We start from the raw sequence: 21,574 nt of genomic DNA, 5'->3' as shown, positions 1-21,574 counted from the left end.
GGTGCGCCCTGGGCGCAGAGTCAACCCGGTCAGCCCTCAAGCTCGCCTTCGGTTTCCAGCAGCACCTGCCGCAGCCCGTCGAGGGTGGCCTGCTCGGGCTCGGCCCACATCCCGCGGCCCGCGGCCTCCAGCAGCCGCTCCGCCATCCCGTGCAACGCCCACGGGTTGGATTCGGACATGAACTTGCGGTTCTCGTCGTCGAGCACGTACTCGGCCGAGAGCCGTTCGTACATCCAGTCGGCCATCACGTGCGCGGTGGCGTCGTAGCCGAACAGATAGTCGACGGTGGCCGCCATCTCGAATGCGCCCTTGTAGCCGTGCCTGCGCATCGCGGTGATCCAGCGCGGGTTGACCACCCGGGCCCGGAAGACGCGGTTGGTCTCCTCCGACAGCGTGCGGGTCCGCACGGCGTCGGGGCGGGTGTTGTCACCGATGTAGGCGGCCGGGGCCTGCCCGGTCAGCGCCCGCACGGTGGCGACCATGCCGCCGTGGTACTGGAAATAGTCGTCGGAGTCGGCGATGTCGTGCTCGCGGGTGTCGGTGTTCTTGGCCGCCACCGCGATTCGCCGGTACGCCCGGTTCATGTCATCGGCCGCGGGTGCACCGTCGAGTCCGCGCCCGTAGGCGAATCCGCCCCATGCGGTGTACACCTCGGCCAGGTCGGCGTCGTCGCGCCAGTTGCGGCTGTCGATCAGCTGCAACAGGCCCGCTCCGTAGGTTCCCGGCTTGGAGCCGAAAATTCTTGTGGTGGAACGTCGTTGATCGCCATGTTCGGCCAGGTCGGCCTGGGAGTGGGCGCGCACGTAGTTGTCCTCGGCCGACTCGTCGAGGCCGGCCACCAATGCCACCGCGTCGTCGAGCATGGTGACCACGTGCGGGAAGGCATCACGGAAGAACCCGGAGATGCGCACCGTGACGTCGATGCGCGGCCGGCCGAGTTCGGCGAGGTCGATCGGCTCCAGATTCACCACCCGGCGCGAGGCGTCGTCCCACACCGGCCGCACCCCCAACAGGGCAAGCACTTCGGCGATGTCGTCCCCGGCGGTGCGCATGGCCGAGGTGCCCCACACCGACAGGCCGACCGACTGCGGCCAGCGGCCGTAATCGGTGCGGTAGCGCTCCAACAGCGAATCGGCCATCGCCACACCGGTTTCCCAGGCCAGCCGGGACGGAACGGCCTTGGGGTCCACCGAGTAGAAGTTGCGCCCGGTGGGCAGCACGTTGACCAGGCCGCGCAACGGCGATCCGGACGGCCCCGAGGTGATGAAGCCTCCGGCGAGGGCGCGCAGCACCTGGTCGATCTCGCCTGCGGTGCCGGCCAGCCGGGGCACCACCTCGGTGGCGGCGAACCGCAGGATGCGGGTCACCTCCGCATTGTCGGCGATCTTCTCCGCCGCGTCGGCACATATGCGGTCCACCGCGGAAGCGTCCCAACCGGATTCCTGCAGCGCGGCCACCAGCTCGCGGGCGCCGGCCTCGGCGGCGTCGACGGCCGCGCGGTCGTCGCTGCCGTCCTCGGTCAGGCCCAGCGCCTGGCGCAGCCCGGGCACGGTCTGCTCGCCGCCGAACAGCTGCCGGGCCCGCAGGATCGCCAGCACCAGGTCGAGTTCGCCTGCTCCGGTGGGCTTCTGACCCAACACGTGTAGGCCGTCGCGGATCTGGACGTCCTTGATCTCGCACAGCCAGCCGTCGACGTGCAGCAGCATGTCGTCGAAGGATTCCTCGTCCGGGCGATCCTCCAGTCCCAGATCGTGGTCCATCTTTGCGGCGCGCATCAACGTCCAGATCTGCTGGCGGATCGCCGGCAGCTTGCCGGGGTCCAGTGCCGAGACGGTGGCGTGCTCGTCCAGCAGCTGCTCGAGTTTGGCGATGTCGCCGTAGGTTTCGGCGCGGGCCATCGGCGGGATGAGGTGATCGATGAGGGTGGCGTGCGCCCGGCGCTTGGCCTGGGTGCCCTCCCCCGGATCGTTGACCAGGAACGGATAGATCAGCGGGAGATCGCCGAGGGCGGCGTCGGTGCCGCAGGCCGAACTCATTCCGAGGGTCTTGCCGGGCAGCCATTCCAGGTTGCCGTGCTTGCCGAGGTGCACCACGGCGTCTGCCCGGAAGGAACCGGGGAACGACGCGTCCAGCCAGCGGTAGGCGGCCAGATAGTGGTGGCTGGGCGGCAGGTCGGGATCGTGGTAGATGGCCACGGGATTCTCCCCGAAGCCGCGGGGCGGCTGAACGATCAGCACCACGTTGCCCGCCTGGATGGCCGCGATGACGATCTCGCCGTCGGGATCGCGGCTGCGGTCGACGAAGAGCTCACCTGGCGGCGGCCCCCAGTGCTCGACGACGGCGTCGGCCAGTTCGGCGGGCAGCGTGGCGAACCAGGCCCGGTAGTCCTCGGCCGGGACCCGGATCGGGTTGGCGGCCAGCGCCTCGTCGGTCAGCCAGTCCGGATCCTGTCCGCCGCGTTCGATCAGCGAGTGGATCAGGGCGTCCCCATCCCCGGAGTCGACGATGGTCGCGAGGTCGCCGGGGGCGGCCGCCTCGCCGATGTCGTAACCGGCGTCGCGCATGGTGCGTAGCAGCGCCACCGCACTGGCCGGCGTGTCCAGGCCGACGGCGTTGCCGATCCGGGCGTGCTTGGTGGGATAGGCCGAGAACACCACGGCCACCCGCTTTTCCGCAGCCGGAATGGCCTGCAACCGGGCGTGGCGAACGGCCAGGCCGGCCACCCGCGCGCAACGCTCCGGGTCGGCCACATAGGAGATCAGCCCTTCGGAGTCGATCTCCTTGAACGAGAACGGCACCGTGATGATCCGGCCGTCGAATTCGGGGACGGCGACCTGGGTGGCGACGTCCAGCGGCGACATGCCGTCGTCATTGGCGGCCCAGTCCGACCTCGATCCCGTCAGGCACAGGCCCTGCAGAATCGGAATGTCCAGTGCGGCAAGGTGAGCGACGTTCCACGAATCATCGTCACCCCCCGCCCCGACCGCCGCCGGGGTGGCGCCTCCGGCCGCAAGCACGGTGGTGACGAGTGCGTCGGCGGTGCCGAGCAACTCGAGGAGCTCGGGTTCGGCAGTACGCAGGGACGCGCAGAACACGGGCAGCGCGCGGCCGCCGGCGTGCTCGACGGCATCGCACAGTGCCTCGACGTAGCCGGTGTTTCCTGCCAGTTGCTGGGCGCGGTAGTAGAGCACGGCGACGGTGGGCCGCCCCTGTGCCGACGCGGTCGGTGCCTCGTTTTCGGCGGCGGCCGGACGCTCGAGCACGCCCCAGCTCGGGGTGGTCACCGGGGCCGCGAAACCGAACCCGGTCATCATCAGGGTGTCGGACAGGAAGGAATGCAGGTTCCCGAGGTTTTCCAGACCGCCCTGCGCGAGGTAGATGTGGGTTTGCAGGGCCGCACCCTGCGGAGCGGTCGAATGTCCCATCAGCTCGGCGTCGGGCGACTGCTCACCGCTGACCACAACCGTCGGCAGGCCACTGGCCACCACGGTGTCGATACCGTCCTGCCAGGCCCGGTAGCCGCCGAGAATGCGGATGACCGCGATGTCGGCACCGTCGAGAAGCTCCTCGAGCTCACCGATGACCAGCCGCGACGGGTTGGCCCAGCGATACCGGGCACCGCTGGAGCGGGCAGTGATCAGATCGGTGTCCGAGGTCGACAGCAACAGGACGGTGGGAGCGGCGGCATCGGTTACAGCGGTCACCGCTGGCACTTCAGAGGGGTGGGACACCCCCCATTCGTACCGCACCGGCTACCCCGTCGGGGCAGCCGGTGCGGCGCGATCGGCAACGGTCAGGGCTGGGTCTCGCCGAAGCGGTCGTGCCACGACTGCCGGTACGGCGAGCCGGCGGCCGCAACGAGCACCAGGACCAACGCGGCGAATGCACCAAAGGCAAGCATGGATCGCTCCTTTCATCAGAGCCTTGTCAAGCGTTTCAACTTCCCGGTACCGATGGTCCCGGGAATCCCCATAAACGGTACGTTCCGACGCGGTGAAAATCGCCGATCTGTAAGCGACCGAACAGGTTTCCGGACCTGTGACCGATGTCACAACGATCGCCGAAAGTAAGATGGCGAGCGATATGACCAGGACCCGCGACCAAGACGCCTGCCCCGGTGCACTGACGGTGCACCAGGCCGCCGACGGCGCCCTGGTACGGATCAGGCTCCCCGGCGGGATTATCACGTCGGGCCAGCTGACCGCCCTGGCCCAGGTGGCCGAGCAGTTCGGCTCTCCCGCAATGGAACTGACGTCTCGCGGCAACATTCAGGTCCGGGCTGTGACCGATACCGCCGGGGCCGCCACTGCGCTGGCGGCGGCCGGCCTGCTGCCGTCACCTACCCATGAGCGCGCCCGCAACATCGTGGCCTCGCCGTTGTCCGGACGTTCGGGCGGCGTCACCGATGTCCGCCCCCTGGTGACCGATCTCGACGGCGCCATCCAGGCCACCCCGGCGCTCGCCGGCTTGCCGGGCAGGTTCTGGTTCAGCCTCGACGACGGCCGCGGCGACGTGTCCGGGATCGACGCCGACGCCGGGGTACATGCCCGCGATGACGGCACCTTCGCGCTACTGCTGGCCGGGCGCGACACCGGGGTACGACTGGACTCCGGTGACGTGGTGCAGACCTTGGTCGAGGTGGCCGGACGGTTCGTTCAGATCCGCGGAAACGCCTGGCGGATAAATGAACTCGACGATCGTTCGGCTCTGCTGGAGGGCCTCACCGCCGGCGCTCCGGCCGGCGCCACCTGGCCACCGACCATGACGCCGCCGGTGGGCTGGATCGAGCAACGCGACGACAACGTCGCGCTGGGCGCCGCGGTGCCGTTGGGGGTCCTGCAGGCCCGGGTCGCCCTATTCCTGGCCGCCATCGAGACTCCGCTGGTGATCACCCCGTGGCGTTCGGTCCTGGTGTGCGACGTCCCCGAGGGTGTCGCGGATACCGCCCTCCGCGTGCTGGCGCCGCTGGGACTGGTATTCGACGAGGACTCTCCGTGGCTGCGGATCAGCGCCTGCACCGGCAGCCCCGGGTGCGCCAAGTCCGCCGCCGACGTGCGGGCCGACGCCACCGAAGCGGCCAACGCGCCCACCCAGGCCGACTCCGCCGATCCGCGGCAAGAAACCCACCGGCATTTCGTGGGCTGTGAGCGGGCCTGTGGCAGCCCGCCCGCCGGGGAGGTCCTGGTCGCCACCGAGGACGGATACCGGCTGGGTTTCCGCGCACGCGAGGAGCAAAGGCGCTTGGGGCCCCCGTAGGGTATGCGGGTGCTCGACTACATCCGCGACGCCGCCGAGATCTACCGGCAGTCATTCGCGACGATCCGCGCCGAGGCGAACCTGTCGGGCTTCCCCGACGATGTGTCGCGGGTAGTCGTCCGGCTGATCCACACCTGCGGCCAGGTCGACGTCGCCGATCACGTCTCCTACACCGACGATGTGGTGGCCAAGGCGCATGCTGCCCTGGCCGCGGGCGCCCCGGTCCTGTGCGACTCGTCGATGGTCGCGGCCGGGATCACCCGCTCGCGGCTGCCCGCCGACAACGAGGTCGTCTCGCTGGTGGCCGATCCGCGCGCTCCGGAGATGGCAGCGAAGTTGGGGTTCACCCGCTCGGCGGCGGCCGTCGACCTGTGGGCGGACCGGCTCGGCGGCGCGGTGGTGGCCATCGGCAACGCCCCGACGGCGCTGTTCCGGCTGCTGGAACTGCTCGACGAGGGCGCGCCCGTCCCGGCCGCGGTGCTGGGCGGGCCTGTCGGTTTCGTCGGTTCGGCGCAGTCCAAGCAGGAACTGATCGAGCGCCCACGTGGCATGTCCTATCTGGTGGTGACCGGCCGGCGCGGTGGCAGCGCCATGGCCGCGGCCGCCGTCAATTCGATTGCGAGTGAGCACGAGTGAGCACAACGGCGTCAGAACGTGAAACCCGGGGCACCCTGTACGGCGTCGGGCTCGGCCCGGGCGATCCCGAGCTCGTGACCGTCAAGGCGGCCCGGCTGATCGGTGCGGCGGACGTGGTGGCCTACCACAGCGCCAAGCACGGTCACAGCATCGCCAGAGGCATCGCCGAGCCCTACCTGCGGGAAGGCCAGCACGAGGAACATCTGGTCTATCCCGTCACCACGGAGACCACAGAGCACCCCGGCGGGTACGTCGGCGCGATGGAAGATTTCTATGCCGCCGCGGCCGAGCGCATCGCCACGCACCTTGAGGCCGGCCGCAACGTGGCCCTGCTGGCCGAGGGCGATCCGCTGTTCTACAGCTCCTACATGCACATGCACACCCGGCTCACCGAGCGGTTCGAGGCCGTCATCGTTCCCGGCGTCACCTCGGTCAGCGCCGCCTCGGCCGCCACGGGCACCCCGCTGGTCCAGGGTGACGACGTCTTGACGATCCTGCCCGGCACGCTGCCCACCGCTGAGCTGGAGCGCCGCCTGGCCGACACCGACGCCGCCGTCGTGCTCAAGCTGGGCCGGTCCTACACCCGGGTGCGCGAAGCCCTGCAGTCGACCGGACGACTCGACGAGGCCTACTACGTCGAGCGGGCCAGCACCGACCGTCAGCGGGTGTCGCCGGCCCGCGAGGTGGGCAGCGAAGGCAGCGCCCACGTCAAGGTGCCGTACTTCTCCCTGGCCATGGTTCCCGGCCGGTCCCGGTCCAGCTCACCTCAGGGCAGCGTGGTGGTCGTCGGTCTCGGTCCCGGCGACTCGGACTGGATGACCCCGCAGAGCCGCCGCGAGCTCGCCGCGGCAACGGATCTGATCGGCTACGGCCCCTACCTCGATCGTGTCGGGGCCCGCGCCGGGCAGCACCACCACCCCAGCGACAACACCGACGAGCCGGCCCGCGCGCAGCTGGCCTGCAAGCTGGCCCAGGAGGGCCGGACGGTCGCGGTCGTGTCCTCCGGCGATCCCGGTGTGTTCGCGATGGCCACTGCGGTTCTCGAGGAGGCCAAACAGTGGCCCGGCGTCGAGGTCCGGGTGATTCCGGCGATGACGGCAGCGCAGGCGGTCGCCAGCCGGGTGGGCGCCCCGCTGGGCCACGACTACGCGGTGATCTCGCTGTCCGACCGGCTCAAGCCGTGGGACGTGATCGCTGAGCGTCTGACTGCCGCGGCCAAGGCCGATCTGGCGCTGGCCATCTACAACCCGGCTTCCAAGACCCGGACCTGGCAGGTGGGCGCGATGCGTGAACTGCTGTTGGAGTACCGCGATCCGAGCACCCCGGTGGTCGTGGCGCGGGCCGTCTCCGGTGCGCAGCCCGGCCCTGGTGAACGGGTCACGGTGGTGCGACTGGCCGATCTGGATCCGGCCCAGGTCGACATGCGCACCATGCTGATCATCGGCTCGTCCCAGACGCAGTGGTACGCCGGTTCGGCTGCCGGCGACATCACCGAGGACCGGGTGTTCACCCCGCGCCATTACCCCGGCTGATACCCACTGCCTGACTCGCGTCGATTTTCATTGACTGCTGTCAGAATCACCGATAGTGTCCGGCGTCACACCCGTTGAAAATGGGAGGCCGGCCAGCATGCCGACGGCACCACAGGGCGCACCCGCGCGGTCACCGATCGACCGACGCCAACCGCAACGCAGTGATCAGCGGCGCACCGCGATCCTGGAGGCGCTCAACGAGCACCTGCAGAAGACCGGATTCGACGCACTGAACATCGCGGAGGTGGCGCGGCAGGCGGGCGTCGGCCGTTCGGCGTTCTACTTCTATTTCGAGAACAAGGCGACGGCGGTCGCAGCGCTGGTAGAGCCCATGTACGACGCGTTGTTCGCCGCCAACAACATCCTGGCCGACACCACCAGGCCACCCCGCGACCGGGTCCACGCCACCATCGAGGCCGTGCTGCGGACGGCCGAGGATCACCGTTACCTGATGCAGGCCATGTTGGAGGCCCGGGGCGCCAGCGGCGCCGTCCGCGATCTGTGGGACAGCGCACGCGAGTCCTTCGTTCCCACCGTCTCGACGGTGATCGCCGCCGAGCGCGCCGCGGGCCGCGCTCCCGACGGCGCCGACCCCGCGGTACTGGCCAGCCTGCTGATGGAGTTCAACGACCGACTGCTGGAACGGTTCATCCTGGGTGGACCGCTGTCGCGACAACAACTACTGGAAGGCGCGGAAGCAATGTGGATGGGCTCGATCTACGGGACAGTGCAGTGACCGCGGCGGGGTCGATCCCCAAGTCCATCCCGGGCAAGCCCGCCGAGGTGACGGCCGGGTGGCTGTCGCAGGTCCTTGGCGCCGATGTGGATTCGGTGCAGACCGCGCCGATCGGCACGGGCCAGACAGGTGCCACCTACCGGGTCACCGTCACCTACCGCGACGACGCCGACCTGCCGGGCACGTTCGCGGTCAAGCTGCCATCGCAGGACGACACCGTGCGTGACCGCGTCACCATCGGGTACCGGTCAGAGCACGCCTTCTACACCAATGTGGCCGACCACGTACAGATCCCGGTCCCACACTGCCACCACTGTGAAATCGCCGGAGAGGGAGCCGATTTCGTCCTGCTCCTGGCCGATATGGCGCCCGCCGAGCAAGGTGATCAGATCGCCGGCTGCACACCCGCCGAAGCCACCCTGGCGGTGCTGGCACTCGCCGACCTGCACGGGCCGACGTGGGCCGACCCGCGGTGGGCGAACTTCCCCGGCATCGCCATGCCCAAGCCGGAACCCGACTCCGCCAAGGGATTCGGGGACGTCGCCAAGATGGCCGCCGACATCACCCTGGAGAAGATCGGCGCGCGACTGAACGCCGAGGACCAGGACACCATGCGCGCGGCGATGTCGGTCGTCACCCCGTGGCTGCTGGCCGAACCGGACCGGTTCGCGATCCTGCACGGCGACTACCGCCTGGACAACATGCTGTTCGACCCCGACCGGACCCGGATCACCGTGGTGGACTGGCAGACTCTCGGCTCGGGCCTGCCCGCGCGCGACCTGTCGTACTTCACTGCGACCAGCCTGGACCCGGCCGTTCGGGCCGCTTCCGAAGCCGATCTGGTGACCGCCTACCACGACCGGCTGCTGTCCCATGGTGTCGCCGGCTACGACCGCGAGACCTGTTGGCAGGATTACCGTTTGGGTATGTTGCAGGCGCCGCTGATCACGGTTCTCGGCACCGCGTTCGCCAGCTCCACCGAGCGGGGTGACGACATGATGGTGGTGATGGCCCAGCGCGGCTGTCAGGCCATCCGGGAGCTCGGGACGCTCGATCTGATCAACGCCTGACCGGCGGTCCCGTGACGCGGGTGCCAGGGGTGACGCGGGCGATCCCCCGCACGATCCGAGGCATCCGCCGTGCCATCACCGCCATGGCCTGATCCGATCGACGCATCGTGGGCCTCGGACCAGGCGTCGGCACCGAGGACAGCTCCGCTTCGGGCGTTCCGGCCCGCGCACCGTGGCGATCGACCGCCAGCAGCCGCCAGGTGCCGGGCACCCCACGCAGTTCGACGTCGCCGCGGTCCTCGAAGCCGGTTCCCGAGCCCACGACCAGATCGCGGACGGTGCTCGACACCAGGATCTCCCCCGCGCCGGCCAACCCGAGGATGCGCGCCGCGATGTGGACGGCGATTCCCCCGATATCGCCGTCCAGCAGCTCGCATTCGCCGGTGTGGATGCCGGCGCGGATCTCGATGCCCATGGTCTGGGTCTGATCGCGCAGCGCCTCGGCGCAGCGGATCGCCTGTGTCGGACCGTCGAAGGTGGCGAGGTGTCCGTCGCCGGTGCTCTTCACCACGACACCGCCGAATCGACCGGTCAGGTCTGCGGTGATCTCCCCCATCCGATGCAGCACCGCCCGCCACCGCTCGTCCCCGGTCGCTGCGGCGTGTTGCGTGGAAGACACCATGTCGGTGAACAGGACCGTGCGCAGGGCCCGGTGGGACTGCGACGGTGCGGCGTGGCTGCCTGTGAGGAATCCCTCGATCTCGCTGGTGATCTCGTCAGGATTGGCAATCCAGGGCGCATGGTCGGTGCCGTCCACCTCGAACAGCCGCGCGCCCGGGATGCGGGCGGCGATATACCGCCCGCCCTGGATCGGGACCATATCGCCGGTGGCATGGACGACCAGGGTCGGCGCCGCGATGGTCGACAAGATCGACCGCACATCGATCCGGAACAACGCCCCCAGCGTGGCCCGGGCCATTCCCGGGCTGGCACTCATCCGCTCGACCATCCCGAGCTGACGCACGGACCCGGCGGCCGGGAACAGGATTTTGAGTGCCGCACCGGTACCCCACTGCGAGATGCTGGCGCGGCCGAATTCCTGAAAGGCGGCGAGCTGCCGAATCGAGGGCGTGTAGTCCTCACCCATCTCGGTCAGGATCCGCGCATGCAGCTCGGCCGGGTCACGGTCGAAGTCAGCCCACTCGGTGATACCGAAATACGCGAAGGTGCCGGCGAGGACCAGGGCCTGGGTCCGTTCGGGCCGGGTCGCGGCGAACAGCATCGCCGCGGGCCCGCCCTCGCTCAACCCGAACAGCACGGCACGGCCGAACCCCGCGGCATCCATCACGGCCTCGATCTCCGCCGCCCGTTCATCGAGCGTGCGTACCTGCGGGACAGGGTCCGACAGTCCGACGCCGGCCTTGTCGTACAGCAGGACGCGGCAGAACGTCGAGATCCGCTCCATGAAGGCCTCGAACTCGGGCATCGTCCAGAACAGCTCCAGGTGGCTGACGAACGAACCGGCGTAGACAAGGTCGACGGGCCCGTCTCCGAATACCTGGTAGGCGAGACTCAGACCGCCGCACGGTGCGTATGACGTCTCCGCCACGTTCGGAGCCTACTGCGCCCGGATGCGTCAGCCTGCGGTTTTCGCCCTAACCCAGTCCGCAGCGTCCTCGACCGTGTCGACCGTCTGCACTCCGGGTGGAAGTGCCGGACGGTCCACCATCACCACCGGCACCCCGGCAGTCTCGGCGGCCCGCAGCTTGGGTTCGGTCATCGCGCCACCGCTGTTCTTGGTCACCAACGCGTCGATGCGGTGCTCGCGCAGCAGCGCCAGCTCGCCGTCGTAGTCATACGGACCGCGGGACAGCAGCAGGTGGTGATCGGCGGGCAGGGTGTCCGGGTCGGGCGCGGTGACGGCGCGGATCAGGAACCAGGCGTCGACGTCCTTGAATGCGCGGGTGCCGGACCTGCCGGTGGTGAGGAAGACCCGCGAATAGCCATTCCCGGCCACCGCTTCGGCGGCTTCGGTGTCCGACACCACCACGATCGCCGATCCTGGCGCCCATGCCGGCCGGGCCAGGACCAGGTGCGGCACCCCGAGTTCGATGCACGCTTGGGCCGCGTTGGCGGTGATGGTGGCGGCGAACGGGTGCGTGGCGTCGACCACCGCGTCGACGCACTCGTCGGCCAGCCACTGCCGCATCCCGGCCACTCCGCCGAACCCGCCGATGCGTACCGGTCCGACCGGCAGCGCCGGATCCGGTACCCGCCCGGCCAGGGAGCTGATCACCTCGACCTCTGGATGCAGTGCGGCGGCCAGGGCACGGGCCTCACCGGTTCCGCCGAGCAGCAGGACCTTCATCAGTGGGTGGCCCCACGACGCCGGCCCGACGAATACAGGTAGCTGTCGGAAAACCCTTCAGCGGCAAGCACATCACCGACGACGATCACCGCGGTCTTGGTGACCGCCGCGGCATGCATCTTCTCGGCGATGTCGGCGAGCGTGCCACGCAACACGATCTCCTGCGGCCAGCTGGCGAATGCCACCACCGCACAAGGGGTTTCGGACCGGTATCCACCGTCGATCAGCTGCGGCACGATGTTGTCGATCTGGGCCGCGGCCAGGTGCAGCACCAACGTCGCCCCCGGGGCCGACAGCGTGCGCAGGTCCTCGCCCTCGGGCATCGCCGTGGACAGGGTGGCCACCCGGGACAGGGTGACCGTCTGGGCGACGCCGGGGACCGTGAGCTCGCGGCCCAGCGCGGCGGCCACCGCGGCGAATGCCGGTACGCCGGGGACGATCTCGTACCCGATGCCCAGCTCGTCGAGGCGGCGGCACTGCTCGGCCAGCGCACTGTAGATCGACGGATCTCCGGAATGCAGCCGTGCCACATCGACGCCCGCGCGGTCTGCGGCGACCAACTCGTCGATGATCTGGTCCAGGTTCAGCGGTCCGGTGTCGACCACCTTCGCGCCGGGCGGGCACAACGCCAACAGATCCTCCGGCATGATGGATCCGGCGTACAGACACACCGGGCAGCTGCCGAGCAGTTTCGCACCGCGCACCGTGATGAGGTCGGCAGCGCCCGGGCCGGCGCCGATGAAGTACACCGTCATCGCTTGACCACCGCCCACTGCGTGACCGGAAGCGCCGGGCGCCAGCCGGTGAAGCCGCCGATCGCACCGCCCTGGTAGTGCTGATAACGCCGCACCTCGCCGCCTTCCTTCGAATACCATTGCGCCACAACTGCTTCAGATTCCAGCGTGACCGCGTTGACCACCATCCGCCCACCTGAGGGCAGGCGGTCGAAGCAGGCCTGCAGCAATCCGGGCTGGGTGACGCCACCACCGACGAAGATGACGTCGGGCTCGGGCGCACCGTCGAGGGCTTCGGGAGCGCCGCCGCGGACGTCCACCCGGACTCCGAAGGCCGTGACATTGCCCAGGATCCGCTCGCGGCGCTGCTCGTCGCGTTCGAACGCCACCGCAGAGCAACCCGGTGCGCTGCGCGACCATTCGATCGCGATGCTGCCCGACCCCGAGCCGACATCCCACAACAACTCTCCGGGCCGCGGACCCAGCGCCGCCAGCGTGACCGCCCGGACCGACTGCTTGGTGAGTTGCCCGTCGTGGGAGAACATCTCGTCAGGAAGCGCCTGAGCCCGGCGGTCATCGGGACGGTAGGTCACCGCCACCACGTTGAGGTCGTCGACATCGACCGGGCCAGCTGTCGCCCACTGCGCGGCGGTGCCGTCGTGGCGGCGCTCCCCCGGCCCGCCCAGCTGCTCCAGCACGGTCAATTCCGAGTCGCCCCGGCCGGATTCGCACAGCAGCCGTGCCAGCGTGGTCGGGGTCTGCGCATCGCGGGAGAGCACCACAGCGCGTCCGCCGCGGCGTACCGCGGTATGCGGCGGCGCGGTGACCAAGCTGATCACCTCGGTGTCGGGCACCGTCCAGCCCATCCGGGCGCAGGCCAGCGTCACACTCGACACGTGCGGCAGCACCCGCACCCGGTCAGCGCCGAACAAGCGGATCAGCGTCGCGCCGATGCCGTGCAGCAGCGGATCGCCGCTGGCCACCACGTGCACGTCGGCATCGTCGCCCGCCTCATCGATCAATCCCTGCAGCGCAGGCAGCATCGGCGACGGCCATTCGCGGCGGTCCGACGTCACGCTGTCGTCGAGCAGTTCCAGTTGTCGCGGCGAGCCGTACACCGCGGTGGCTTTTGCCAACTCGTCGCGGGAGGTCTGCGACAAACCGGTCATCCCGTCGGCGCCGATGCCGACCACGGTGATCGTCCCCGTCACCGGCCCTCTGTTCTTCGCGCGAGCGCTCATCACCGCGGCATCTTTCGCCAGATCGGCCGCGGCACGAACCGCGTCACGAAGATCATCGGCCGGATCACCCACGGCACCCACACCGCACGCTTGCCCCGGGCCAGCGCCTTGGCCGTGGCGTCGGCCACCTGAGCCGGCGTGCTGGAGAACGGCGCCGGATCCATGCCCCCGGTCATCCGGCCGATCACGAATCCGGGCCGGACGATCAGCAGCTGCACATCGGTCCCGTGCAGGGCGTCGGTCAGCCCGCTGGCGAAAGAGTCCAGGCCGGCCTTGGCCGAACCGTAGACATAGTTGGCGCGACGGGCCCGCGCTCCGGCGATCGAGGAGAACACCACCAGCCGGCCCCGGCCCGCGGCACGCATCCGCTGCGCCAGCACCGTGAGCAGACCGACCTGCGCCACATAGTCCGTGTGCACGATGGCCACGGCGTGGGCCGGATCGGCTTCGGCCCGGTCCTGATCCCCCAGCACCCCGAAGGCCAGCACCGCTGTGTCGATCGGTCCGTGGCCGGTTTCGATCGCCTCGACCACCCGGGTGTGGCCCGCGACGTCGTCGGCATCGAACTCAAGGGTGTGCACCGCAGCGGCACCGGCCTCCTGCACGGCCGCCACTTGCGCAGCGAGTTGATCGGCACGGCGCGCAGCCAGCACGACGACCGCGCCGGGCGCGAGCCGCACCGCGAGTTCGACACCGATCTCGCTGCGGCCCCCGAAAATCACCACGACACGTGGATCCGTACCGGCAATCCCGGCCGTGTCTGCTGTGTCCTCCATGGCAGCGATTATGTCCTGCGCTAGCGTGGACCCCGATGGCTACATCTCGTGGCAAGGCAACCACCAAGCTCACCAGCGAAGCGCTGGCGTTTCTCACCGAACGCCACCTCGCGATGCTCACCACCCTGCGCTCGGACAATTCCCCGCACGTGGTGGCGGTCGGTTTCACCTTCGATCCCAAGACGCACATCGCGCGGGTCATCACCAACGGCGGCTCACAGAAGGCGGTGAACGCGCACGAGCGCGGCATCGCGGTGCTCAGCCAGGTCGACGGCGCCCGCTGGCTGTCACTGGAAGGCAAGTCCACGGTGAGCAGCGAGGCCGACGCGGTCCGCGATGCCGAACTCCGGTACGCCCAGCGCTACCGCACGCCGCGGGTCAACCCCCGCCGCGTGGTGATCGAGGTGCGGATCGAGCGCGTGCTGGGTTCCTCGGAGCTGCTGGACCGCGGCGAAGGCTGATTCTCGGATCCGGAGCCTGCCCCGCGTAACGCAGTGGCGAGAAAACATGCGAAAAACCGCCACCACGTTACGAGCGCGGCAGGTCGCTAGTTCACCGGCACCACGACGAGATCGTGCGGCTGATTGTTGACCGACAGCGCGCCGTCCTCGGTGACCACGACGATGTCCTCGATCCGGGCGCCCCACTGCCCCGGGAAGTACACACCGGGCTCCACGCTGAACGCCATGCCGGCCTCCAGCGGCAGATCGTTGCCCGCCACGATGTAGGGCTCCTCGTGCACCGACAGCCCGATACCGTGGCCGGTGCGGTGCACGAACGCTTCGGCCAGTCCCTCGGCGGCCAGCACGTCGCGGGCGGCCGCGTCGATCTGTTCGGCAGTCATGCCGGGGCGCACGGCAGCAACTGCCGCCTGCTGGGCACGCTGCAGCACCGCGTAGCGCCGCGCCACCTCGGGGTCGGGCTCACCGATGCTGTAGGTGCGGGTCGAGTCGGAGTTGTAGCCGGGCTCATACGGTCCGCCGATGTCGACGACGACGATGTCGCCTGCGCTCAGTTCACGATCCGAGCATTCGTGGTGCGGATCGGCGCCGTTGGGGCCGGATCCGACGATGATGAACGCCACCTCTGAATGTCCTTCGGCGACAATGGCTTCAGCGATGTCAGCAGCCACGTCGGCTTCGGTACGACCGGGCACCAGGAACGCCGGAACCCGGGCGTGCACCCGGTCGATCGCCGCGCCGGCCTTGCGCAGCGCGTCGATCTCGGCGAGGTCCTTGATCATCCGCAGACGCCGCAGCACATCGGTGGCCAGTACCGGAACCACTCCGAGCAGGTCGGCCAGGGGCAACAGGTGCAGGGCGGGCATGGAGTCGGTGACCGCCACGGCGTTGCCCGGCCCGCCGAGCGCGTCGGCCACCATCTGGTAGGGGTTCTGCCCGTCCACCCAATCGCGCACCGTCACACCGAGTTCGGTGACCGCCGATTCGCGCAGCGCGGCCAGCTCCAGGCGCGGGACCACGATGGTCGGGTCCCCCGAGGCCGGCAGCACGAGCGCGGTCAGCCGTTCGAAGGTCTGGGCCCGAGAGCCGACCAGGTACCGCAGGTCATAGCCGGGGGTGATGACCAGGCCGGCCAGCCCGGCGTCCGCTGCGGCTGACGCGGCCGCGGAGAGCCGGTGGGCATAGACATCGGTGCTGAAGCGGCTGACACTCATGGCACGAGGCTAGTGGTGCGGCAGATAACTGGCGATCTCGACCAGGTTGCCGTCCGGATCCCGGCAGTAGTGTGAGGTCATCGGGCCCTGTGCACCGGTCTTGCGGACCGGGCCCTCGGTGATGTCGACACCGCACGCCCTCAGATGTGCGCCCACTGCCTTCGGTTCGACGTCTGCGATGAAGCACAGATCGAGAGAGCCCGGGGCATCGACGGTACCGGTGACCCAACCAGCCGAACCGGTCGGTCGCACGTTGAGCTTCTGCTCGCCGAACACCAACGCGATGCGGTCGCCGCCGAACACCTCTTTCCGCATGCCCAGCACGCGCACGTAGAAATCGACGGTGGCATCGACGTCACGACAATTGACCACGACATGGTCGATACGGTCGACGGTGAAGGTCATACCTCACGCTACTGCTCAGTTGGGGACCGGCAGGTTCTTGCAGAGGGGCTGGTAGTCGTCGTAGTCAATCTTGGGCGATACCCATCTGCGCCACTCATCACGCGTCATATTCTGGGTCAGCTTGGAGCACAACGTCTCTGGCGATGCCTTGGCCGGCCATAACCGCACTGTGTCGTCAACGCTGGCGGATGCGAGTTGGCTCCCGTCGGGGCTGAACGCTATGTCAGTCACCCTTTCGTTGTGTCCTTTCAGCGGTGCACCGACCGCGTCTGAGGTATCGGTATCCCACAGTCGAATCGTGCCGTTATCGCTGGAAGTTGCGAGGTAATCCCCGTTCGGGCTGAACTCCGCATCGGACACGGGACTTGTATGGCTGAGCGGCTCGCCGACCTCGTCTCCGGTGTCCGGGTTCCACAGCCGCACCGTGTTGTCCAGACTCACCGACGCCAAACGATCGCCATCCGGACTGAACACTACGTCGCTCACCGGATAGCTACCCCTGATCGGCTTCCCGACAACTCGGCCATCGTCGCCGTCCCACATGCGTACCGTGCCATCCTCACTGGCCGTGGCGAGAAGGTGTCCATCTGGGCTGAATCTCATGTCCCGCACGCGCGCGGTGTGGACAAGCGGCTCAGCAACTGACTGTCCGGTATCGACATCCCACAACCGCACGGTGTTGTCCGTACTCGAGACAGCGAGGCGGTCACCATCCGGGCTGAAGATGAAGTTCGCACCCGGCAGGGCCTCGCCTATCGGTCGACCTGTCCGGGCATTCCACAATCGCACCGTGGTGTGCTCACCACTACGCGAAGCCACGCGGTTTCCGTCTGGACTGAACACCACCTTGTAGACAGGCCCCGTGTGCTCCATCAGCCCGCCGATCTGCCTGCCTGTATTGGCGTCCCACAATCGCACCGCATTGTCGGCGCCTGCCGAAGCAAGGCGCTGACCGTCCGGACTGAATTCCACGTCCATCACCACGTCACCATGACGTAGCGGACCACCGATCGGCCTCCCGGTACTTGAGTCACGTAGCGCCACCTGGTCGCCGGCCGCAATCGCGAGACGCCGACTGTCAGGACTGAAGACCGCAGCATCGACACTCTGGCCATACCTGATCGGCACCCCGACGGGCTGACCGGTGACCGGGTTCCACAATCGGGCCGACCCATCAAAACTGAGCGTCGCCAGCCGTTGACCGTCCGGGCTGTACCCCACCGCGTTCACATCTCCGCCGTGGGCCAGGGGCGCATCGACGTCGGCGTCCCAAATCCGAACTGTGCCGTCCCAACTCGATGACGCCAAGTGCTTCCCATCCGAACTGAACATGACACTGCTGACTCCGCTGACATGCCCAACAAGGGAGTCCCCGATTTGTCGGCTCGTCTTCACGTCCCACAGCCTCACAGTGTTGTCCAATCCGGCCGTCGCCAACCGCGTTCCGTCCGGACTGAACACCACCGCACTCACCGCGCTGGTGTGGCCGAGATATGGTTGCCCGACTTGCTCGCCGGTGTCGGCATCCCACAACCGCACCGTTTTATCCCAACCTGCAGAGGCCAGCGTGTGCCCATCGGGGCTGAACGCCACCCACATCACTATCCCGGCTTCGCCATGGTGGAGATTGCCCAACGGCCGGCCTCGCTCCGTATCCCACAGCCGGATGGTGCCGTCTACGCCAGCGGTAGCAAGCCGGCGGCCGTCCGGTCTGAATGCCGCCGTGATCACAGAGGGATCGTCAATGACGAGGGGCCTAGTCTGCTTTCCAGTGGCTTCGGTACCCACGTTCCACAACCGCACCGTGCCATCGGACATGCTGGTTGTCACGAGGCGGTGCCCGTCCCGACTGAACGCCACGTTCAACACCGAGCCTGCATGCCCGACCAGTGGGCTGCCGACCGACTGCCCCGTGACGGCATCCCACAGCCGTACGGTGTGGTCGTCACCGGCTGATGCGATGAGCTTTCCGTCCGGGCTGAACGCCACCGATTGGAGTAGCTCCGAATGACCTTTGAGTGGCTCCCTGATCGGTCGCCCGGTGCGGGCGTCCCACAGTCGCACCATCTTGTCGTCACCGACCGACACGATGCGAGATCCGTCAGTGCTGTACGCCAAGCTGTTGACCGAGCTATCGGTAGTAATAACTTTGACTGTGGTGGCGCGTTGCGTCACAGCGGTGTACAGCGAACTGTCCTCTGAGGGCATCAAGGCACGCGCTGCGAGGATCTCGTCGAACGCCTGGACGTCCTCACCTGGTTCGTCCCTGCTCAGGATTCCCTGCGCTTGGGCAAGCAACTTCTGCGCGGTCGCGGCGCGCAGATTGGCCTTCGCTTGACCTTGGGCGATATACGCCCAGATCCCTAGGCCAGCGGCCACGACGATTGCCACCACAGCAACGGCCAACAGCGCAACGAGAACCCGTGCACGCTTCTTCGCCTTGTCGAGGGCGACCTGCTGACGCTTCTTCTCGGCCTCAAGTTCCGCTGTGCGGGCCACCTCCCGGTGTTCGCGCACGACGTCGGTGAGCACATCGTGTGTCAGCTCGATCCATTGCGCTCCGTAGCGGTCTTCGTCGAGCCGGAGCAGTCGCGATTGGATCAGCTGTTCGAGCTCGTCGTCGGTGAGGTACCGGGGCACCGCGTCCTCGCGGATGTAGCGGTCGCGGAACCCGGTTTCGGTGATGAGCTCGGATTCGATGAATCGTGCCACCCGCGGCTGCATGCCACGGACGCATGACAGGTAGTAGTTCGCCAGGGTGTGCTCCTGAGCCTCTTCCACGAGATCTTCATCGAATCGCGGCAGTCCTCGGCGCTTGCGCATCTCGTTGAGCTCTCGGCAGAACAGACTCAGCAGCGCTGGCTCCACGCCGGAACGTTCCAGTTCCCCGTTCGGCGAATCGATATCACCACCCTGGGCCTTACGGCCGGGGTGAAGGTCCTTGCCCGCAACGATACTCACGACGCGGTGCGCCAGATCGGCTGTGATGAGGTGCGCCGCGGGCTCGTGCACAGCCTCCAACGCCTGGCTCGCAGGCAACCGATGGAGCCGCACACGTGACCGACTCAGCACCGGGATCAATCCACACCATTCGTCTAGAGCAGCCAGATAGTCCTCGCGGAGGCTGATAAGAAGTTTGAAATTCCTTGAACGCAAGTCGAATTGGTCTGCCACCGTTTCGTCGTTGTGGATGCGCGTGGCCAAACTCGCGGGTATGCGATTCTCGGCCAGATCGCCCAACTCCTCGCGGAACGCATCCACGAGCTCGGGAACCCGTTCGCCAAGCGTGAAGATCTCCTCGAACTGATCGATCACCATCACCGGCGTCAGAAGCTGATTCTTCGCGCTCCAGATCTCCAGCCCCTTGCGGTGCAGGTACTCCCACAGTGATTCCTCGTCCGATGGCAGCACGGTGTCCGGCGCCTCACTACGAATCGCTTTGCGAACCGCCTGATGCAATTGCTGCGACAGTGCCCCCACCCTGTGCTTGAGTTCCAGCCGGACATAGATCGGGAGGAAATTGCGGGCGCGAAGTTCCGGGAACAGGCCGGCCTGCAACAGTGAGGTCTTGCCGAGGCCAGAACTTCCGTTCAGCACCGTTACCGGCGTATCGAGAACATGAGCGAGCAGGGTCTGCGTGTCTTCGGTACGACCGAAGAAGAACGCGTGAGCGCTCTCCTCGAACGACGCGAGCCCCGGCCATGGATTTTCGCTGTCGAGTTGCGGTGCGGTCTCGGTGATGATCATGCTGCATCGTTGGTCGGTCGGCGCATGCCACGGATGGCGAGCTTCAATGCCGCAAGCAGATCTACGTCGGGTTCACCTCCGGGTGCGTGGCCGACGTTCAAGTGCCCGAAGGAATCCTGCATTCTCGGATACGCGTCCACGCCTCCCCGGAAGTCGTCATCGATGACAACGGGAACGATGAAACTGCGACCCGGTATCCGGCGCGACCGCTGAAGCGCCTCGTACCATTCGTTGAAGACGTAGCCTTCCTCGACCAACTCGGTACGCGCCGAAATGACGGGCACGAACAACTTAACTGTGCGGCGGATTGCCGCCAGAATCTCGGCGTGCCAGTCGTCACCCGCCAACAGCTCTCCCTCGTCCATCCACACATCGCCGCCGATATCCTTGATCGCGTCGCGCAGCCGGCGCGCCTCGGCCACATCCTCACGCATGTAGCTGATGAAGATGGATGGCATGTCCGATGCGACGCGCCGCGACACGGGTTGCAGCGCAAGCGGCTTTACTCCGGATTCCAGTTCCCACCGCCGCCTTAGGTCGGCCGCGAAATCAGTAGGCGAGACCTTCAACTGCTGAACTTGCGTGCTGCGACAGTAAGTTTCGAAAAAGTCAGATAGCGATGGCTCGTACTGCGATGAGCACCCGGCGAAGAAGAACTGCTTCTGCTCGATCGACAGACGGTCATTTGTCGACATCCGTAGGAGGAATCGACCCACCCAGTCGGGTATTTCACAACCGATGAACAGCAGTGCACAGTCCTTCATCTGGTGATTGAGCCAACTGGGAAGGCTTGCCGTGTCGCTCAGCAAAGCATGCATCCACTCGAGCCGATCCTCTTCGTGGATCGCATATTGAGGAGTCGCCGCGACCCGCCCGAACAGGTTCAGCACCACGGTTTCTGCTGCCGCAGGCGCCTCTGCGTTCAGGGAGTGTTCGTTTGTGGACTGGACCGGGGAGAACGCGATCTCGCGGGCCATCGGCCGGCCCTGGAACCGGACGTCGTTCACCGCCTTGGCCAGCAAGCGGTCTGGCGTGGTCGCGACGAAAAGCCGAAAGTCATCGATGGCTGCAAGATTTCGGAGTGCCTCGCCAGGCTCGGGGTCCAGCTTCGCAATGATCTTGTTGATATCCCGGTAAAGCCGGTCACCCTCGATCTGGCCACGAGTGCGCAGAAAAGCAGCCACCGCTTCGCCCATTGTCGTCGGGCCCGCAGGCACGGCCAATCCGTGTTTCTCAACGAGCTGCTCGCCGATCAGCGTGGTCAGGGTCTGCTGGGAATCGCCGACAACATTCAGCTCGGGCCCGACAACCGGTACGAGCCGCCGCTCGCGGATATGCGAGAGAAGATCATCCCAAAAATCTTCATCGTCCACATTCCCATCGTGTTCTCACGAAATGCGGCGCAATAGAGTAGTCGGCTACTCGATTTGTTGATACGCCCGCGTCCGCACGACCACC

Annotated in this window: 16 protein-coding genes; 6 read left to right on the top strand and 10 right to left on the bottom strand. The window is 67.5% G+C overall.

The window, feature by feature from the left end:
* Positions 1–29: 29 nt before the first annotated feature.
* Complete coding sequence (cobN, locus tag ACNQR1_RS16970) at positions 30–3,704, bottom strand: cobaltochelatase subunit CobN (RefSeq protein ID WP_418047338.1); 3,675 nt, start codon at positions 3,702–3,704, stop codon at positions 30–32.
* 379 nt (positions 3,705–4,083) lie between these two features.
* Here cobN and cobG point away from each other — a divergent pair, with 379 nt between their 5' ends.
* The 5 genes from cobG to ACNQR1_RS16945 all read left to right on the top strand — a co-directional run bounded on the left by cobG (position 4,084) and on the right by ACNQR1_RS16945 (position 9,230).
* Positions 4,084–5,256, top strand: a complete 1,173-nt coding sequence (cobG, locus tag ACNQR1_RS16965; RefSeq protein WP_418047337.1) for a precorrin-3B synthase — start codon at positions 4,084–4,086, stop codon at positions 5,254–5,256.
* Positions 5,257–5,265: 9 nt separating this feature from the next.
* Positions 5,266–5,892, top strand: coding sequence for a precorrin-8X methylmutase (locus ACNQR1_RS16960; protein ID WP_418047336.1), 627 nt, complete (start codon positions 5,266–5,268; stop codon positions 5,890–5,892).
* Positions 5,889–7,424, top strand: a complete 1,536-nt coding sequence (locus ACNQR1_RS16955; RefSeq protein ID WP_418047335.1) for a precorrin-2 C(20)-methyltransferase — start codon at positions 5,889–5,891, stop codon at positions 7,422–7,424. Before ACNQR1_RS16960 ends, ACNQR1_RS16955 begins: the two co-directional genes overlap by 4 nt.
* Positions 7,425–7,521: 97 nt before the next feature.
* A complete protein-coding gene (locus tag ACNQR1_RS16950; protein WP_418047334.1) occupies positions 7,522–8,160 on the top strand; it encodes a TetR/AcrR family transcriptional regulator in 639 nt (212 codons plus the stop codon).
* Complete coding sequence (locus ACNQR1_RS16945) at positions 8,157–9,230, top strand: phosphotransferase family protein (protein WP_418047333.1); 1,074 nt, start codon at positions 8,157–8,159, stop codon at positions 9,228–9,230. Before ACNQR1_RS16950 ends, ACNQR1_RS16945 begins: the two co-directional genes overlap by 4 nt.
* On the opposite strand, the gene ACNQR1_RS16940 is transcribed toward ACNQR1_RS16945, so the two are convergent.
* The 5 genes from ACNQR1_RS16940 to ACNQR1_RS16920 are packed head-to-tail and all read right to left on the bottom strand — an operon-like array spanning position 9,220 to position 14,289.
* Positions 9,220–10,779 (bottom strand): adenylate/guanylate cyclase domain-containing protein, encoded by a 1,560-nt coding sequence (locus tag ACNQR1_RS16940; RefSeq protein ID WP_418047332.1) that lies wholly within the window; start codon positions 10,777–10,779, stop codon positions 9,220–9,222. The two genes, ACNQR1_RS16945 and ACNQR1_RS16940, sit on opposite strands and share 11 nt — an antisense overlap.
* 27 nt (positions 10,780–10,806) lie before the next feature.
* The gene (locus tag ACNQR1_RS16935; RefSeq protein WP_418047331.1) at positions 10,807–11,538 is read right to left on the bottom strand and encodes a cobalt-precorrin-6A reductase; all 732 of its coding nucleotides are present in this window, start codon (positions 11,536–11,538) and stop codon (positions 10,807–10,809) included.
* Complete coding sequence (gene cobM, locus ACNQR1_RS16930; protein WP_418047330.1) at positions 11,538–12,293, bottom strand: precorrin-4 C(11)-methyltransferase; 756 nt, start codon at positions 12,291–12,293, stop codon at positions 11,538–11,540. The genes ACNQR1_RS16935 and cobM overlap by 1 nt, the downstream gene beginning before the upstream one ends.
* Complete coding sequence (gene cbiE / locus ACNQR1_RS16925) at positions 12,290–13,513, bottom strand: precorrin-6y C5,15-methyltransferase (decarboxylating) subunit CbiE (RefSeq protein ID WP_418050400.1); 1,224 nt, start codon at positions 13,511–13,513, stop codon at positions 12,290–12,292. Before cbiE ends, cobM begins: the two co-directional genes overlap by 4 nt.
* Positions 13,513–14,289 carry an SDR family NAD(P)-dependent oxidoreductase gene (locus ACNQR1_RS16920; protein WP_418047329.1) on the bottom strand — a complete coding sequence of 259 codons (777 nt, stop codon included), beginning with the start codon at positions 14,287–14,289 and terminating at the stop codon, positions 13,513–13,515. Before ACNQR1_RS16920 ends, cbiE begins: the two co-directional genes overlap by 1 nt.
* A 35-nt stretch (positions 14,290–14,324) precedes the next feature.
* Between ACNQR1_RS16920 and ACNQR1_RS16915 the strand changes: the two genes are divergently transcribed.
* The gene (locus ACNQR1_RS16915; RefSeq protein WP_418047328.1) at positions 14,325–14,750 is read left to right on the top strand and encodes a F420-dependent biliverdin reductase; all 426 of its coding nucleotides are present in this window, start codon (positions 14,325–14,327) and stop codon (positions 14,748–14,750) included.
* Positions 14,751–14,836: 86 nt separating this feature from the next.
* On the opposite strand, the gene ACNQR1_RS16910 is transcribed toward ACNQR1_RS16915, so the two are convergent.
* Genes ACNQR1_RS16910 through ACNQR1_RS16895 form a run of 4 tightly spaced genes read right to left on the bottom strand, consistent with a single transcriptional unit; the run spans position 14,837 to position 21,489 of the window.
* Positions 14,837–15,964, bottom strand: coding sequence for a M24 family metallopeptidase (locus ACNQR1_RS16910; RefSeq protein ID WP_418047327.1), 1,128 nt, complete (start codon positions 15,962–15,964; stop codon positions 14,837–14,839).
* A 9-nt stretch (positions 15,965–15,973) separates the two neighbouring features.
* Positions 15,974–16,369 carry a VOC family protein gene (locus tag ACNQR1_RS16905; protein ID WP_418047326.1) on the bottom strand — a complete coding sequence of 132 codons (396 nt, stop codon included), beginning with the start codon at positions 16,367–16,369 and terminating at the stop codon, positions 15,974–15,976.
* Positions 16,370–16,384: 15 nt separating this feature from the next.
* On the bottom strand, positions 16,385–20,116 hold the full coding sequence (locus tag ACNQR1_RS16900; protein ID WP_418047325.1) for a WD40 repeat domain-containing protein: 3,732 nt from the start codon (positions 20,114–20,116) through the stop codon (positions 16,385–16,387).
* Positions 20,113–21,489, bottom strand: coding sequence for a toll/interleukin-1 receptor domain-containing protein (locus ACNQR1_RS16895; protein WP_418047324.1), 1,377 nt, complete (start codon positions 21,487–21,489; stop codon positions 20,113–20,115). Before ACNQR1_RS16895 ends, ACNQR1_RS16900 begins: the two co-directional genes overlap by 4 nt.
* Between the last annotated feature and the right edge of the window lie 85 nt (positions 21,490–21,574).

It is taken from the genome of Mycobacterium sp. 48b, assembly GCF_048282725.1.
Taxonomy (GTDB): Bacteria; Actinomycetota; Actinomycetes; order Mycobacteriales; family Mycobacteriaceae; genus Mycobacterium.
The sequence above is the reverse complement of the archived record's forward strand: the minus strand, read 5'-3'. Positions and strand labels throughout refer to the sequence as shown.

What these genes read in the sequence shown, in the direction of transcription:
- ACNQR1_RS16935 (WP_418047331.1), bottom strand. Translation starts at nt 11,538, where the DNA reads ATGAAGGTCCTGCTGCTCGGCGGAACCGGTGAGGCCCGTGCCCTGGCC.
- ACNQR1_RS16905 (WP_418047326.1), bottom strand. Translation starts at nt 16,369, where the DNA reads ATGACCTTCACCGTCGACCGTATCGACCATGTCGTGGTCAATTGTCGT.
- ACNQR1_RS16900 (WP_418047325.1), bottom strand. Translation starts at nt 20,116, where the DNA reads ATGATCATCACCGAGACCGCACCGCAACTCGACAGCGAAAATCCATGG.
- cobG (WP_418047337.1), top strand. Translation starts at nt 4,084, where the DNA reads ATGACCAGGACCCGCGACCAAGACGCCTGCCCCGGTGCACTGACGGTG.
- ACNQR1_RS16910 (WP_418047327.1), bottom strand. Translation starts at nt 15,964, where the DNA reads ATGAGTGTCAGCCGCTTCAGCACCGATGTCTATGCCCACCGGCTCTCC.
- ACNQR1_RS16915 (WP_418047328.1), top strand. Translation starts at nt 14,325, where the DNA reads ATGGCTACATCTCGTGGCAAGGCAACCACCAAGCTCACCAGCGAAGCG.
- ACNQR1_RS16920 (WP_418047329.1), bottom strand. Translation starts at nt 14,289, where the DNA reads ATGGAGGACACAGCAGACACGGCCGGGATTGCCGGTACGGATCCACGT.
- ACNQR1_RS16950 (WP_418047334.1), top strand. Translation starts at nt 7,522, where the DNA reads ATGCCGACGGCACCACAGGGCGCACCCGCGCGGTCACCGATCGACCGA.
- cbiE (WP_418050400.1), bottom strand. Translation starts at nt 13,513, where the DNA reads ATGAGCGCTCGCGCGAAGAACAGAGGGCCGGTGACGGGGACGATCACC.
- cobM (WP_418047330.1), bottom strand. Translation starts at nt 12,293, where the DNA reads ATGACGGTGTACTTCATCGGCGCCGGCCCGGGCGCTGCCGACCTCATC.